Source organism: Embleya australiensis (assembly GCF_051903075.1).
In the GTDB taxonomy this organism is placed as follows: domain Bacteria; phylum Actinomycetota; class Actinomycetes; order Streptomycetales; family Streptomycetaceae; genus Embleya.
This window is the reverse complement of record NZ_CP182423.1, coordinates 2,102,641-2,118,049: the sequence shown is the minus strand read 5'-3', so window position 1 is coordinate 2,118,049 and position 15,409 is coordinate 2,102,641. Positions and strand designations below refer to the sequence as shown.

Annotated in this window: 12 protein-coding genes; 5 read left to right on the top strand and 7 right to left on the bottom strand. The window is 72.6% G+C overall.

What is annotated here, in order from left to right; genetic code table 11:
- Window positions 1–229 precede the first annotated feature (229 nt).
- From ACMXN5_RS39520 to ACMXN5_RS39510, 3 genes are all read right to left on the bottom strand, one after another.
- A complete protein-coding gene (locus tag ACMXN5_RS39520; protein ID WP_439679716.1) occupies window positions 230–1,393 on the bottom strand; it encodes a terpene synthase family protein in 1,164 nt (387 codons plus the stop codon).
- 241 nt (window positions 1,394–1,634) lie between these two features.
- Window positions 1,635–3,785 (bottom strand): NAD-dependent DNA ligase LigA, encoded by a 2,151-nt coding sequence (ligA, locus tag ACMXN5_RS39515; protein WP_439679715.1) that lies wholly within the window; start codon window positions 3,783–3,785, stop codon window positions 1,635–1,637.
- A gap of 44 nt (window positions 3,786–3,829) precedes the next feature.
- Window positions 3,830–5,014 (bottom strand): MFS transporter, encoded by a 1,185-nt coding sequence (locus ACMXN5_RS39510; protein ID WP_439679714.1) that lies wholly within the window; start codon window positions 5,012–5,014, stop codon window positions 3,830–3,832.
- A 59-nt stretch (window positions 5,015–5,073) separates the two neighbouring features.
- On the opposite strand from ACMXN5_RS39510, the gene ACMXN5_RS39505 reads away from it, so the two are divergent.
- Both ACMXN5_RS39505 and ACMXN5_RS39500 read left to right on the top strand, forming a co-directional pair.
- Window positions 5,074–6,045 (top strand): ArsR/SmtB family transcription factor, encoded by a 972-nt coding sequence (locus ACMXN5_RS39505; RefSeq protein ID WP_439679713.1) that lies wholly within the window; start codon window positions 5,074–5,076, stop codon window positions 6,043–6,045.
- A 67-nt stretch (window positions 6,046–6,112) separates the two neighbouring features.
- Complete coding sequence (locus tag ACMXN5_RS39500) at window positions 6,113–6,856, top strand: YqjF family protein (RefSeq protein WP_439679712.1); 744 nt, start codon at window positions 6,113–6,115, stop codon at window positions 6,854–6,856.
- Between the two features lie 718 nt (window positions 6,857–7,574).
- Here the strand turns inward: ACMXN5_RS39500 and ACMXN5_RS39495 are convergent.
- The 4 genes from ACMXN5_RS39495 to ACMXN5_RS39480 form a co-directional block, all read right to left on the bottom strand.
- Window positions 7,575–8,102, bottom strand: coding sequence for a nucleotidyltransferase domain-containing protein (locus tag ACMXN5_RS39495; RefSeq protein WP_395793322.1), 528 nt, complete (start codon window positions 8,100–8,102; stop codon window positions 7,575–7,577).
- Window positions 8,103–8,391: 289 nt separating this feature from the next.
- Window positions 8,392–9,387: a carbohydrate kinase family protein gene (locus tag ACMXN5_RS39490; RefSeq protein ID WP_439679711.1), complete on the bottom strand. Its 996-nt coding sequence runs from the start codon at window positions 9,385–9,387 to the stop codon at window positions 8,392–8,394.
- Window positions 9,384–10,415, bottom strand: a complete 1,032-nt coding sequence (locus ACMXN5_RS39485; RefSeq protein WP_439679710.1) for a LacI family DNA-binding transcriptional regulator — start codon at window positions 10,413–10,415, stop codon at window positions 9,384–9,386. Before ACMXN5_RS39485 ends, ACMXN5_RS39490 begins: the two co-directional genes overlap by 4 nt.
- Before the next feature lie 86 nt (window positions 10,416–10,501).
- Window positions 10,502–11,806: an AGE family epimerase/isomerase gene (locus ACMXN5_RS39480; RefSeq protein WP_439679709.1), complete on the bottom strand. Its 1,305-nt coding sequence runs from the start codon at window positions 11,804–11,806 to the stop codon at window positions 10,502–10,504.
- A gap of 337 nt (window positions 11,807–12,143) precedes the next feature.
- Here ACMXN5_RS39480 and ACMXN5_RS39475 point away from each other — a divergent pair, with 337 nt between their 5' ends.
- The 3 genes from ACMXN5_RS39475 (at window position 12,144) to ACMXN5_RS39465 (ending at window position 15,216) form a co-directional block, all read left to right on the top strand.
- Window positions 12,144–12,917 (top strand): ATP-binding cassette domain-containing protein, encoded by a 774-nt coding sequence (locus ACMXN5_RS39475; RefSeq protein ID WP_439679708.1) that lies wholly within the window; start codon window positions 12,144–12,146, stop codon window positions 12,915–12,917.
- On the top strand, window positions 12,914–14,170 hold the full coding sequence (locus ACMXN5_RS39470) for an ABC transporter permease subunit (RefSeq protein ID WP_439679707.1): 1,257 nt from the start codon (window positions 12,914–12,916) through the stop codon (window positions 14,168–14,170). The genes ACMXN5_RS39475 and ACMXN5_RS39470 overlap by 4 nt, the downstream gene beginning before the upstream one ends.
- A 77-nt stretch (window positions 14,171–14,247) precedes the next feature.
- Entirely contained in the window at window positions 14,248–15,216 is a 969-nt protein-coding gene (locus ACMXN5_RS39465) for an ABC transporter substrate-binding protein (RefSeq protein WP_395793334.1), read from the top strand.
- The last annotated feature ends 193 nt before the right edge of the window (window positions 15,217–15,409 follow it).

Sequence of the window (15,409 nt, the reverse complement as noted above, 5' to 3'; positions counted from 1 at the left end):
TCACCAATTCCCTCAGCCCGTCCGGCGTTTGAGGACGGCAAGCGGTCCCGGGCTCATCACACGGCGCGGCGGGCCCATCGTGCCCGCACCGCAGCGGACTCGCCGGCAGCACCAAATCCAGCCCGTCCGGCGCTTGAGGACGGTAAGCCGCTCGGGGCTCACGACACGGCTCGGCCGGCCCACCATGCCCCGCGACGGGTTCACCACACGCAACAGGGCGCGCCGACTCCTACGGCCACCGATGCCCCGCCGCGCCGCCGTCCCAACCTCGCGGCCGGCCCCGGACATCCAACAGGTCCTCCACGAACTCCGGCACCCGCAGGCCACCGTCCGCGTCCCGCGCGCTCCGCGCATCACCCGCACCGCCCGCCCCCCGCCGACGGTCGATCGACCTGACGTTCTCCCACGCCCAGGCCTCCGTCCCCGCCATGCGATGGTGCATCGCCGAAACGCAGCGCCGCAGCACCAGATCGGCAGCCGGATCCGCCAACGCCGCCGCGCTCCCGCCCCCCTGCAACGCCCGGCGCGCGCTCAGGAAGTCGGCCACCCGATCCTGGATCCGCGCGGCCACCGCCGACTCCGCGTGCGCACGACCCACATGCTCCGTGTACGCCAGCACGCCGACCAGATCGGTGGCCGCATCCGCCCCGGCGCCCGCTCCGGAATCCGCCCCGCACCCCGCCCCGGAACCCGCACTGTCCCGCGACGCGTAGTAGTCGCTCGTCCAAGAGACCACGTCCGCCTGGGCGTTCCGCACATCGTCATACGCCGCCCCGTCCCGAATCACCACCGGCAGTTCCCCGCCCGCCATGTACTCGTCCAGCAGCAGACACGGGAACTGCCCACAGGCGAACCGCCGATGCCGCACATACGCCTCGACCCCACCCGCGTGATCCCGCCCCGCCGTGCGCGGCCCGCCCGGCGGACGCGGCAACACGTGTCGCAGCGTCTCCAGACCCTCGACCACGAACCGCTCGCGCCAATCAGCGCTCATGGCCGGATACACCTGCCCCAGGATGTCCGCGAGCGCCCGCGCCATCGGCCCGGCGGCGGGATCGGCGCGGCCCGTGCGGTATACCGGCTCGACCTGGGCGGTCAGGTGCTCCCGGCCGGCTACGGTGCGTTCGTCCGGTTCGGCGTAGCGGTCGTGCGTGAGGAACTGCCAGGCGATGAACTGCGCGTACAGCACCAGCCGGTCGGGCTCGGCGTCGGGGTGCGTATAGGCCGCGAGGTCCCCGAGTCGCGCGCCGACCAGCCGTTTCTCGGCGTCGGCGTGGTCGAGCAGGTCGTGGCGTCGGGCCCAGTCGAGCAGCCGGCATTCCGCCTCGGGCGCGTGCGGATTGCGGTCGAGGGCGAACGGCAGCGGTATTCGCGGGGGGTGTGCCTCGACCATGGGGGACTCCATTCGTCGTCGAAGGGTGGTGCGGCTCCGGCGGTTCCGCGCGCTGCGAACCTTCCCGGCCACCACCGGCTCCCGAACGCGACGATGCCGGCGCCGAAGGCTTCGCACACCGATATCGTCCTATTCACCTCACGGTCTTCGTCGATCTGCTAGGGATCGCCCGAATCACCGCCGCCGGAGCGGGAGCCGGAACGGGAGCGGGTATCGACGCGAATGCCGGCACCCCCGTCGGTCAGGACGGAAGCAACGCCCCCACCAGTTCCGCGAATTCCTCCGGCGTCAGGATCCGCACGCCCAGTTGCTCCGCCTTGGCCCGCTTGGATCCGGCCTTGTCCCCGGCGACCACGAGCGCCGTCTTCTTGGACACCCCGGAGGAGGCGGTACCCCCGGCACGTTCGATCAACTCGTTCATCTCGTTGCGCGACAGCGCCGCGAGCGCACCCGTCATCGCCCCGGTCACCACGACGGCCATACCCGCAAGCGGCCCGGCCCCACCCGCGTCGCCCGACTCAGAGCCCGCCTCGCCACCCACCCCCGAAGCCACACCCGTCCCCGAAACCACACCCGCACCCGGCACCACACCCACCCCCGCACCTTGCACCACCCCGGGCTCGCTCATGTTCACCCCGGCAGCCACCAACTTGTCGATCACATCCCCGAGTTCGGCCAGTTCCGAGACGATCACCGCAGCCTTCCCGGGCCCGATCCCCTCGACCTGCGCCATCGCCTCCACATCGGCCGCACGGATCGCGTCCATCGTGCCGAAGTGGCGGGCGATCCGCCGAGACATCGAGCGCCCGGTCAACCGCACCCCCAGCGCGCACAACACCCGATTCAGCGGCTTGGTCCGGGCCTCCTCGATGCCCGCCATCAGCCGGTCGGCGATCTTGTCGATCCGGTCCAGGGCGAGGAACTGTTCGCGGGTGAGGGTGAACAGGTCGGCCACGTCCGCGACCGCGCCGGATTCGATCAGTTGCGTCACGATCCGGCCGCCGATGCCCTCGATGTCGAGTTGGTCGCGGCCCACCGCGTACAGGATCCCGGCGTGCAGCCCGCACGCGCGGCCCTGGGCGCACCGCCACCGCTGCTGCGAAGTGTCCACCTCACCGCCGCACTTGGGACACGCGGTGGGGAACTCGATCGGCGTCTCGGCGCCGGTGCGCGCGTGCACCAGCGGGGCCTCCACGCGCGGGATGATGTCGCCCGCCTTGTACACGCTGACCGTGTCGCCGATCATCAGCCCGCGTCGCTCGATGTCGGCCGGGTTGTGCAGGGTCGCGAAGCCGACGATGCTGCCGTCGATCTCGATCGGGTCCAGGATCGCGCGCGGAGCGATCACCCCGGTGCGGCCGACCGCCCAGTCGACCCCGAGGAGCCGGGTGATCTTGTGCACGGCGGCCAGCTTGTACGCGATCGCCCAGCGCGGCGCGCGGGTGCCGCTGCCGGCCTCGGCCTGGTCGGCGGCGGCGTCGGCCTTGATCACCACGCCGTCGATCCCGAACGGCAACTCGGCGCGCAGCGCCGCGATTTCGTCCACCACCGCCTGGACCTCGGCGATCGTGGCGCACACCCGAAGCCGCGCCGCGGTACGCCCGGTGGTGAGCACGCCCAGCGCCTCCACCCGGCCCATCACCGCCGAGTGGTCGGCTGTGCGCAACTCGGCCGCGAACGTGCTCTCGTCGTCGGGCAGCGGCAGCGCCACGTAGCCGAAGAAGGTCATCGGGATCACGTACGGCCGGTCCTTGGCCCGCAGCGTCCCGGCCGCACCGCCGCGCGGATTGGCGAACACACTCGCGCCGTATTCCCGGCGGATCTCGTTGGCCGCCTCGAACTGCTCGGCGGTGAGCAGGACTTCGCCGCGCACCTCGATCGAGACCGGCTCGGCCAACCGCTCGGGCAGACCGACGATGGTGCCGATGGCGTGCGAGACGTCCTCCCCGGCGATGCCGTCGCCGCGGGTGATCAGCCGGTCGAGCCGGCCCTCGCGGTAGCGCACCGCGACCGCGAGGCCGTCCATCTTCGGCTCGACCGTCAGCGCGGCCGGCGCCCGGCCCAACCGGCGCTCCAACGAGGCGGCCCACGCGGTCAGCCCTTCCGGGGCGAACACGTTGTCCAGGCTCAGCATCGGCACCGTGTGCGGCACGTCCCCGCCGGGCAGCGCGCCCGCGGCGACCTTGCCCACCGGCGATTCGGCGACCGCGTGCTCGGGGTGCGCCCGCTCGTACGCCTCGATCCCGCGCAGCAGCCGGTCGTAGGTGTCGTCGTCGACGGTGGACTCGGCGCCGCCGTAGTAGGCCCGCGCGGCGTCGGCGACGGCCGCGACGGCCCGGTTGTACGCGTCGAAGTCGGCGAGAACGGCGGCCGGCGCCGGGGTGTCGATCATGCGCACATGCTCTCGAACAGCACCGACATCACTCCGCGCCGACATCACCCCACGGGCACCTCCGCCGCCCCCGGGCCCGCCCGCAGGCCCGCCGTCAGGCTCAGCGTCACCGTGATCGACATCCCCGCCATCACCACCATCGCGGTGCTCGGCGATGTCACCTGCGCGATCCCGCCCGCGAGCGACGCGCACACCCCCTGCATCGCCACCATCCCGGACGCGTGCAGCCCCAGCGCCTGGCCGCTCAGCTCGTCCGGCGTCATGGCCATCAGCCGTTCCTGGAACAGCAGGCTCGCCGAGTAGCCGACCGATGCGATCGCGACCACGATCAGCGCGAGCGGCAGCGCCGGATCCGTCACGAACACCAGGTACGGCGCGGCCAGCAGCAGCAACATCGGTGGCCCGAGCCGGTGCCGCCACGGCCCCGGCACGAACCGGCCGCCGAGCACGTCCCCGGCCAGCATGCCCAGCGCCGCCGCCGCGAACAGCAGTCCCGCGTGGTCGGGTTCGAGCGGGATGAACAACGACTCGCAGCCGACGACCAGCCCGTTGGGCACCCACAGTGCGAGGTAGACGTAGCGGCGCGGTTTCACCGACCACAACAGCGCGTTGTTGCGCCACGTCTCGGCCACCGACGGCCGACCGGCCGCGCGCGGCGGCCGAGCCGCCAGTCCGCACCGCGACACCACCGCCGCGAGCAGGTACAACCCGGCCCCCACCAGGAGCGTGCCGCGCGCGGACAGCGCGGTGACCAGCACGGCGCCGAGCGAGTAGCCCAGGATCTGTACCGTCCCGTTGCTCATGTTGAGCACCGACCGGCCGAGCAGGTAGCCGTCCCGGGGCAGGATCTCGTTCAGCAGCCCGAAACGCACCCCACCGCCCACCGCGGCCACCGCACCCTGGCCCAACACGACGGCGAACAGCGCCCACAGCGGCATCCCGGGCAGGGCCAACGCGGCCGTGCCCAGGGCGAACACCAGACCCGTCGAGGTCAACGCGGCCCGGGGCGGCAACCGATCCGCCGCCGACATCAGCGCGGTCGCCCCCACCACCTGCGCGAGCGACCCGCCGAACATGCCGAGCGCGGCCAGCAGCGGCGAGCCGGTCCGGTCGAAGACCAGGGTGCCCAGGGCCAGTCCGCTGACCGTCATCGCCGCCAGATGCGCGGATGTGGCGGCGAACAGCGGGGTGTACTCCGGTGTGCGGAACAGCTCTCGGTAGGTGCGCATGGCGAGAGCTTCGAGGCATCCGAGCCCGGGGCGTTACTGTTTCGCCGGGAGGCGAAAGCATGGGGTGGTGGCAGGTCGACGCGGATACCCTCGCGGGCAGCCGCTTCACCGTTTCACCCCTGGCCGAGGTCACCGCGACGCTGAAGACCCTGGAGCGCGGTACGGCCCGCCACCCCGGCGAGGGCGCCTGGCTGGCCGCGCACCTGCCCGCCTACCGGGCCCGGCTCGCCGCCGACCCGATCACCGCGCTGCTGCTGCGCATCGGCTACGGCGGCAGTTGGAACGCCGACTTCCTCACGCCCCCGCCGACCCGCGACCCGGAGCCGAGCTTCGACACGGAACTGGAACGGGTCCGGGCCGCCTCCGCCGCCGACACCCGGGCGAACCTGGAGGTGTCGATGGGCGGCCCACTGCCGCCCGCGCTGCGGCGCGACGACCTCGCCGCGCGCGCCGCCGACATCCTGGACTGGGTCTGGAGCGGGGTGGTCCGCCCCGACTGGCCGCGCCGCCGCCGGATCATCGAGGCCGACATCATCGCCCGCACCGATCGACTCGGCCGCGGCGGCTGGGCGGCGGCGCTGGACGACCTGCGCCCGGGCATGCGCTGGCTGGGCGCGAGCCGACTGCGGATCAACGCGTACGACTACCCGCCGCGCGATCTCGGCCGGGCGCGGCTGTCGTTCGTCCCGGTCACCCCCGGGCGCGGCTGGGTGGCCTGGGACGAGGCCCGGCACTACGCGGTGGTCTACCCCTGTTCCGGCGTGCTGGCCGACGGCCCCCGACCGGCCGCGGCCGATGCGCTGGCCCGCCTCCTCGGCGCCGGCCGGGCCGGCGTACTGATCCGCCTCGACACGCCCAAGAGCACCAGCCAACTGGTCGCGCTCACCGGACAGGGCCTGGGCTCGGTCGGCCGCCACCTGCGGATCCTGCTGGACGCCCACCTGGTGCTGCGCCGCCGCGCCGGCCGCTCCGTCCTGTACTACCGCTCCCCGACGGGCGAGGCCCTGATCGCCGCCCAGACATCGCGATGACCGGGCGCCGGCCCCGAACCGGGCGATGCGGCGACCCCCGCCCCCGCCGATGCGCCACCATGGCCCGATGAGGATCGAACCCGTCACCCCGTTGGCGCCGCGCGGGATCCGGCACGTGGTGCTCACCCAGCGCTGGAGCGAACTCACCTTTTTGCACTGGCCCGTGTCGCCCGCCGAGGTCGCCCCGCTGCTCCCCGAGGGCACCCGGCCCGACGTGCTCGACGGGGTGACCTACGTCGGCCTGGTCCCGTTCCGGATGGTCGACGTCGGTCTGCTGCGGCTGCCGCGCGTCCCGTGGCTGGGCACCTTCCCGGAGACCAATGTGCGGTTGTACTCCGTGGACGGCGCCGGCCGTCGCGGCGTCGTCTTCCGCTCCCTGGAGGCCGCCCGCCTGCTGCCGGTGCTGACCGCCCGGGCCACGCTGCGCCTGCCCTACCGCTGGGCCCGGATGCGGATCGAGCGCGCCGGCGACCGGGTGCGCTACACCACCTGCCGGCACCGCCTCGAGGGCGCGCCGCACGCGGCGACGGTCGAGGTCCGCGTCGGCGCGCCGGTGACCGAACCCGGCCCGCTGGAACACTTCCTGACGGCGCGTTGGGGCCTGCACACCTCGGTCGCCGGCCGCACCCTTTACCTGCCCAACGCGCATCCGCAGTGGTCGCTGCACCACGCCGAGGTGCTGCACCTCGACGAAAACCTGATCGCCGCCGCCGGCCTCCCGAACATCACCGGCGCCCCGACCAGCGCGCTTTACTCCCCGGGCGTACCCGTACGCTTCGGCCCACCCGTCACGGTCACCCCCGACACCTGACCGACACCCGCAACCCGGGTCGGGTCCGAAGGCGCTCGCGGCCACGAACGCCGCCTCGCGCAACGCCCGGCCCAGGTGGTCCGGGACGGCGTCTCCGAGCCCGAACGCCGGCCCGACCACCGACTCGGAGCCGGCCGGGAACAGCCGCCGGCGGAGCGACCGTCGAGTCAGCCGGGCAACGCGGGCGCCCGCCACGACGTTCCTATGCGGCACCGCCCCGCGGCCACCGTCGATCCACCGATCGGACCGGCGGTGACCGCTCCGGAGGGCGCGGCCACCCCCGAGCCCTCCGGAGCCCCGGCCGACCATCGACCGGCCGTGCCACGCCCACACCACCCGAACACCGACGCGCACCCGCGCAACCCCACGCGGATACCACCCGCGCATCCCGCAGCCCGGCGACTCGAACCGCTGTCGACGCGCGCACCACGACTCGGCGCCCCGAAAGCGCGCCAGTGCGCGAGTGCGTGTGCGCACGCCGAATTGCCCGGCCACGGTCGACCGGTGACCGCATACGGATCACGGATTGTCGATGTCGGTTTCAGTCCGCTCGACCGACGACGCGGTCGACGCCCCGATGCGAATCCCCCTTCGAGGCCCGATCCGGATCACGGCCGAATCGGTGTCGCTCCCCGGGCGAAGCCCGGCAGCGCATCCCCATCGTCCCCACCCTCCCCACACTCCCGGGTCACGCGGTCCCCACCGCGAACCCCACCGCCTACCGGGCCAATCCCTCCCGCAGGCGTTCGATGTCCTCGGCGTCCTTGGCCCGGCGCGGTCGGTGCGGTCGCCAGACCGGGGTCATCAACTTGATCTCGATCTGGGCCTCGGGCGAAATGATCGGACACGACACCCCGGCCAACTTCCCGGGGGGAGCGTCGAGCATCCCGTCCGGCCAGCGGGCGCCCGCCCACGGTCCGCCGGCCACGATCACGTGGCCCTCCGGGTCGCGGGCCAGGAAGGCAAAACCCAATTCCACGTCTCCCGTCGTGTAATCGAGCTGCTGTTCGGCCGGTGCCCGGGCCAACCGCACGAAGCCGCGCGCGGCGAACGCGACCGTGAGCGCCGGGGCGTCCTCGGCCCACGCGAACCAGTCGACGTCCACATGCTCCCGGGTGATCCGGCCGAGGTAGAAATCCATCGCCCAACCGCCGCGCAACCAGACCTCGATACCCAATTCCCGGGCCAGGTCCTGGACTTCGACGATCAGTGCGAGCTGTTTGTCGGCATCCGACGACACAGTCATGGGTTTACCGTAGAGCGCCCGAATCCCGCCTCGGCACCGTCTCGGCCGGCCGTCATCTACCCGTGACCGAAACGGACGTCGATCGTGGTTCCGGCCACGTGCCGGACTCACCCCCACCCACCGGACACCACCGGAATCGGCCATCGCCCCGATCGCCCCGCCGGAGTACCGACACGGAACAACCACGAGGTCCCCGGCCTGGCATCACCCCACGCGCCGACGACACCCACCCTCGACCGAGTGTCCGAATATCGCCGCCCAACACCCCTGCCCCTGGGTCGCCGAGCAATCACACACAGTCATCACTCATTCCGAGACGTCCGTCCCGCCGGTACGCCTCCACCTCCGCCGCCGTCGGCGGATCCGCGCCCGGCCGGGAGCAGGTGAGCGCCGCGATCGACGAGGCTTCGACGAGCAGTTCGGCCAGGGTTGACGGGTCGAGGTCGCGAACCCCGTTCGGGCTCAGCAGATCCCGCCGACGAAGCGCGTCCAACAGCCCGGCCGTGTACGCGTCGCCCGCGCCGACCGTGTCCACCACCCGCACCGGCACGGCCGGGATCGTCGCCCGGCCGGCCCGGCAGACCCCGTACGCACCCTCGGCCCCCCGGGTCACCACGACCAGACCCGGCCCCCGGCGCAGCCACTCGTCCGCCACTTCGCGGAACGATCGCGCCGGATACAGCCATTCCAGGTCCTGATCGCTGACCTTGACCAGATCGCACAGATCCACCAGCGCCTCGATCCGCGCCCGAGCCGCCTCCGGTTCGCCCATCAGGGACGGCCGGCAGTTCGGGTCGTACGACACGAGCGCGCGGCGCCCGGCGTGCGCGGCGGCCAGCAACTCCCGTACCGTCTCGGCCCCCGGCGCCAGGGTCGCCGCGATCGATCCGGTGTGCACGCACCGTGAGTCGGCAGGCACCCGCACCGTCGCGGGCAGATCCCACACGATGTCGAAGGAGTAGTCGGCCACCCCCGCCGCGTCCACTCGCGCGTGCGCCACGCTCGTCGACCCCGAGCGCACGCCCTCCGGCGCCGGCACCACCCCGCTCGCGGCCAGGTGCGCGGCCAGCAACTCGCCGTACTCGTCCTTCCCATAACGGGTGATCAGCCGCACCGGCACGCCGAGCCGACCCAGGCCGACCGCCACATTGGCCGGACTGCCGCCCGGATGGGCGACGGGCGCGCCGCCCTCGGTCCGGACCAGATCGATCAACGCCTCGCCGATCACCGTGATCACGGCCGAACCTCCCTCGTCGTACGCCGACCTCGCGTCTTGCCCGGTCACGGCCCCACCTCGCCCGATCCCCGGGGGATGAGCCGGGTGCGCATGTGTACGTGCTGGACCGGGGTCGGATCCCCCGCCAGCCGCCGGAACAACAACTGCGCGGCGGCCTGTCCGAGGCCGGACGGATCCTGGGCGATCACGGTCACCGCCGGCGTGAGCATGTCGGCGAGTTCGAAGTCGTCGAAGCCGACCAGGGCCGGCTGTACCGGGGAGCGGCGGATCTCGCGCACCGTCTCGACCGTGAACCGGCTGTTCCCGCAGAACACCGCCGTCGCCGGATCGGCGCCGCCGAGCATCGCCCGCAACCACGCGCGCAGTTCCTCGCCGTACGGCGGCCCGTTGTACACCAGGCGTGGATCGATGTCGATGCCCGCCTCGGTCAACGCCTCGCGGTATCCGCGCACCCGCTCGCGCGCGGTGAAGATCTCCAGCCGGTCGCCGATGAAGGCGATCCGCCGATGCCCGTGCCGGACCAGATGCCCGACGCCGGTCCGGGCCCCGCCCACGTTGTCGACCAGGACCGTGTCCGCCTCTATGTCGCCCGGCGGCCGGTCGACGAACACGCACACCATGCCCGCCTCGATCTCCGGCAGCAGATAGGTATGGCTGCCGCTGGCCGGCACCACGATCAGCCCGTCCACCCGCCGGGCGCACAGCGCCAGCACGAGGTCGCGCTCCTTGTCCGGATCCTCCGCCGATGACGCGCTGAACAACACCGTGCCGTGCTGGTGCGCGATGTCCTGGATGGAGCGGGTGAGCGCGGACGAGAAGGGGTCCGCGGCGTCCTCCAGCACCAGGCCGATGCTGGAGGTGTGCCCGGAACGCAGCTGCGCGGCACTGTCGTTGCGGCGGAACCCGGTCTCGGCGACCGCCGCCCACACCGCCTGTCGCTTGACCGCGCTCACGTTCGGCTCGCCGTTGATCACCCGCGAGACGGTCTTGATCCCCACGCCGGCGAGGGCGGCCACGTCCTTCATCGTGGAGCGCCCGCGCCCGCGCGGTCGCTCCGGTGTCGTCGGGCCGGCCATCGCATTCCTTTCGGGCGACCGGGCTCACACCCGGCACTCACGGTGCGTGTTGCGTGTTGCGCGTGGGAAGGGGGACGGGACCGCGCTCACCCCACGGCCCGACGACGCAGCGCCTCCGCGATGGTCGGTGCGGACCGGAGCCGAGGCAGCAGGGTCGCCTGGACCGCGTGGTACGCGTCGGGCTTGCCCCGCCAGACGTCGGCCGAGGGCCGAGCGTCGGCGTCGAGTTCGTGATGCCAGCCGCCGTGCTCCCGGTCCAGGAATACGGCGTCGGCATGCTCCCACCACACTCGGTACCAGTCATCGTAGTCGGCGTCCCCCGAGGCCCGACGCAGCGCCGCCGCGGCCGCGATCGCCTCGGCCGCGACCCAGTGCATCCGGGTCCGGACCAGCGGTTTCCCCGACCAGTCGACGGTGTACACGAACCCCGGCCGACCGTCGGCGTGCCAACCCTCCCGCACCGCCGCGTCGAACAGCGCCACCGCGTCCGCGCGCAGCCACCCGGGCGGCTCCGGCAGCGCCTCGGCCAGCGTGATCAGCAGCCGGGACCACTCGAACCAGTGGCCCACGGTGGCGCCGTAGGGACGGAACGGGTCGGCGGGGCGCTCGCGGTTGTACTCGGGCAGGGGGGTCCAGTCCGCGGCGAAGTGTTCGATCAGCCGCCAGTGGTTGGCGCGGGCGTGCTCGTGCACCACCCGCTCGGCGATTCGCAGGGCGTGTTCGCGCCAGCGGGCCTCGCCGGTGGCGTCGGCGGCGGCCAGGAACGCCTCGACGGCGTGCATGTTGCTGTTGGCGCCCCGATACGGCTCGCCGACGGTCCAGGTCCGGTCCCAGGATTCCGCGCAGGCGCCGCGGTCTTCCTCCCAGAAGCGGCGCTCCACCACGTCGAGGGCCTCGGCGAGCAGCGCGGGTGCCTCGGGATGACCGGCGGCGCACGCGCTCGCGGCGGCCAGCACGACGAACGCGTGGTCGTACATCCGCTTGCCGTCCGGCCGTTCGGGGTCGGCATCGGCGTCGGCGTCGCCCGGCGCGGGTCGCCCGGCGCGATCCACGACCGGATGCCAGCCGCCGTACTCGTGGTCGCGCAGCGGCCCGGTCAGCGCCGCGATCCCATGCGCCACGAGCGCGCCCGCCTCGGCGGCGTCGAACGCCGACCCGCGCGCCTGCGCACGCAGTCGGGCCAGGGCGAACACGTGGGTCATCCGCGCGGTCACCCACGTGTGCACCACCCCGTCCGGCAGCGGCCGGCCGACGTCGTCGAGCCAACCGAAGCCGCCACCGGTCAACTTGGCGCCGGTCGCGAAGCGGATCAGCCGGTCGCATTCCGCGTCGAGCCGGGCCGTGTGCTCGGGGGAGTCCGGCCAGGGTTCCGGCCGGGGTTCAGCTGCCATGTGCCGCACGCTCCCTCTGACATCGTTGTCATGCGGACCGTACCCGTCGCACCCCGCGCTGTCGACATCCCGACCCGATCGTCCTCGGCGGCCATACGTTCGGCGGTACCTGTCGGGGCAATAACCGTAATACCCACCCGATTTCCGCCTCATTCGAGGCGGCGCAACCCCTGGACACCCGCCGGTGTGGCCGGCACTGTACTGACACCGTTGTCAGCAGCAGGCGGCGCGGATCCCCTCGCCCCCGTTCCGACACACGTGCGAACGCGTGGCGCCCGCCTGGTCCGGCCGAGCCGGCTCGCGGGGAACGACCCGACAATCCGAAGGAGTTGGGCACGTGCAACCCCTGATCGAAGGTCGCGGCCTGGTCAAGCGATACGGCCAGGTGCAGGCCCTGCGCGGCGCCGACTTCACGGTCTTCCCGGCCGAGGTGGTCGCGTTGATCGGCGACAACGGCGCGGGCAAGAGCACCCTGACCAAAACCCTGGCCGGCACCGAACGCCCCGACGCGGGCCGGATCCTCTTCGAGGGTCGCGAGGTGCACATGGAACGCCCCACCGATGCCCAGGGGTTGGGCATCGAGACGGTGTACCAGGACCTGGCCCTGGCCCCGGACCTGGACGGCCCGGCCAACCTCTTCCTCGGCCGCGAACTGCTGCGTCGCGGCCTGGCCGGCCGCCTCGGCGTGCTGGACAAGGCCACGATGCGGGCGCGGGCGATCGAGGCGTTCGCCCGACTCGGCGTCGAACTCCAGGACGTGGACGCGCCGATCGGGACGTTGTCCGGCGGCCAGCGGCAGAGCGTGGCCATCGCCCGCGCGGTCGCCTGGGCGGACAAGGTGATCTTCATGGACGAGCCCACCGCGGCGCTCGGCGTACTCCAGCGCGGCCGGGTGCTCGATGTGATCCGCCGGGTCCGGGACAACGGCATCGCGGTCGTGCTGATCAGCCACAACATGCCCGAGGTGTTGTCGGTCGCGGACCGTGTCGAGGTGTTGCGCCTCGGCCGCCGGGTGGCGAGTCTCCCCGCGGCGGACACGACGGTGGAGGAACTGGTCGGCGCGATGACCGGCGCGCTCGACACACTCGACACGGAAGGCGCGCCGGCATGAACCGCGACGACACGGCCACCACACCGAACTCCCAAGAGCACCCCGACCACCCGCCGCGAGACGAGACGCCCGACAACCCGGACGCCCGACCCGACGCCAAGCCCGACGGCCGACCGGACGGCGAACACGAGGGCAACCCGGATGCCAAGCCGGGCGCCGACCCGGATGCCCGGCCCGCGAATCCATCCGACGGCCGTCGCGCCGATCACCCCGAACCGCCGGACGTCGATCCCCCCTCGACGCCCCGTTCACACCCCGCGGTCGCCTTCGCCCGTACCGTCCTGTGGCCCCGCCTCGCCCGTACCAACACCTGGTGGACCTTCCTGGTCCTGATGGTCCTGGTGACCGCCTTCTCGATCATGCGTCCGTCGCAGTTCCCGACCTCGTTCAACCTGCGCAACGTAGCCACGGACGCCGCCGTGTTGCTGATCATCGGCGTCGGCATGACCTTCGTGATCATCATGGCCGGCATCGACCTCTCGGTCGGCTCGGTCCTGGTGTTCGCGGGCGTCGCGGCGGCCAAGACGATGACCGCCGTCTCCGGCCCGGACGCGGGCTGGGGCGCGATCCTGCTCGGCGTACTCGCCGGCCTCGCCGCCGGTGCCGCGTGGGGCGCGTTCAACGGATTCCTGGTCGCCAAGGCCCGGGTACCGGCGCTGATCGTCACCCTCGGCAGCCTCGGCATGGCGCTCGGCCTGGCCCAGGTGATGACGGAGGGTCAGGACGTCCGGGGCGTGCCCACCCGGTTCACCGACACCATCGGCAACGGCCGGATCCTGGGCGTGCCCTGGTTGGTGGTGATCGCCCTCCTCGTCACCGCGGTCGGCGCGCTCGTGCTCGGCACCACTCGATTCGGCCGCCGCACCTACGCGGTCGGCTCCAACGCCGAGGCGGCGCGCCGGGCCGGCATCCCGGTCGACCGGCACATGATCGCGGTGTACGCCCTGTCGGGCACCCTGGCCGGCCTCGCCGGCGTGTTGTCCCTCGCCCGCTTCACCACCACCACGATCGGCGGCCACGCCAACGACTCGCTGGGCGCGATCGCGGCCGTGGTGCTGGGCGGCACCAGCCTGTTCGGCGGCATCGGCACCGTCGTCGGCACGCTGATCGGCGTGTTCATCCCCGCGATCCTGCAGAACGGCTTCGTCATCCTCGGCGTACAACCGTTCTGGCAGAGCGTCGCAGTCGGTGCCGTCCTGATCGCCGCCGTGTACGCCGACCAGTTGCGCCGCCGCGGACGCCAACGCCGTTGAACCACAAGGAAGTTGCCGAACTGCCAACTGCCCTCACCACCCCGCATCGCCCCACCACCGCCAGGAGGCACTGCCCGATGAAGACACCGACCTACGTCGCCGTGACCATCGCCCTGACCGCGGTCGCCGCCCTGAGCGGATGCAGCGACGACGGCGGCGGCTCCGGGGGTGGGCGCAAGATCACCTTCGTCCAAGGCGTCAAGGGCGACGAGTTCTACATCTCGATGGCCTGCGGCGCGCAGCAGAAGGCCAAGGAACTCGGCGTCAAGCTCGACGTGACCGGCGCGGACAAGTGGGACGCCTCGCTCCAGACCCCGGTGGTCAACGCGGTCGCGGCAAAAAGTCCGGACGCGGTGCTGATCGCGCCGACCGACACCCAGGCCATGCGCCAACCCGAGCAGCAGCTCAAGTCGCGCGGCGCGAAGGTGATCGAGGTGGACACCAAGCTCGACGACGCCTCGATCCGGGAGACCGCGATCTCCTCCGACAACGAACGCGGCGGCATGCTCGCCGCGCAGACCCTGGCCGCCCAGGTCCAGGAGCGCGGCGCCGTCGCCGCGATCAGCGTCAAGCCCGGCATCTCCACCACCGACGCCCGCCTGAAGGGCTTCGAGACCGAGATCAGGAAGCACCCGGGCATCACCTATCTCGGCGTGCAGTACAACGACGACGACCCGGCCAAGGCCGCCTCGATCGTCACCTCCACCATCGCCTCGCACCGAGACCTGGTCGGGATCTTCGCCGCCAACGTGTTCAGCGGCGAGGGCGCGGCCACCGGCATCGAGCAGGCGGGCAGGGCCGGCCAGGTCAAACTGATCGCGTTCGACGCCACCCCCAAGCAGGTCGAGGCGCTGCGCAAGGGCTCCATCCAGGGCCTGATCGCCCAGAAGCCCTTCGACATCGGCGCCCAGGGCGTGGAACAGGCCGTGGCCGCCCTGGACAAGAAGCCGGTCCCCAAGGCCATCTCCACCGACCTGATCGCCGTCACCAAGGAGAACGTCGACCAGCCCGACGTCGGCAAGTACCTGTACAAGGGCGCCTGCTGAAGCGGAGGCCCGCGCCCCCCGCGAGGCCCCCGCACCCCCGGCCCCCGGGAGGGGCCTCGACGCGATCGAGCCCCCGTGGGGAGTCACGGGGGCTCGACCAATGAGGTGCGCTCGGATGCAACGGTGTGCGTCGTGAGGGGGCGTACGCGACGTGCCGGATCCGGCCGGGGTTCGGAGGGTCGAGGGGCCGGGG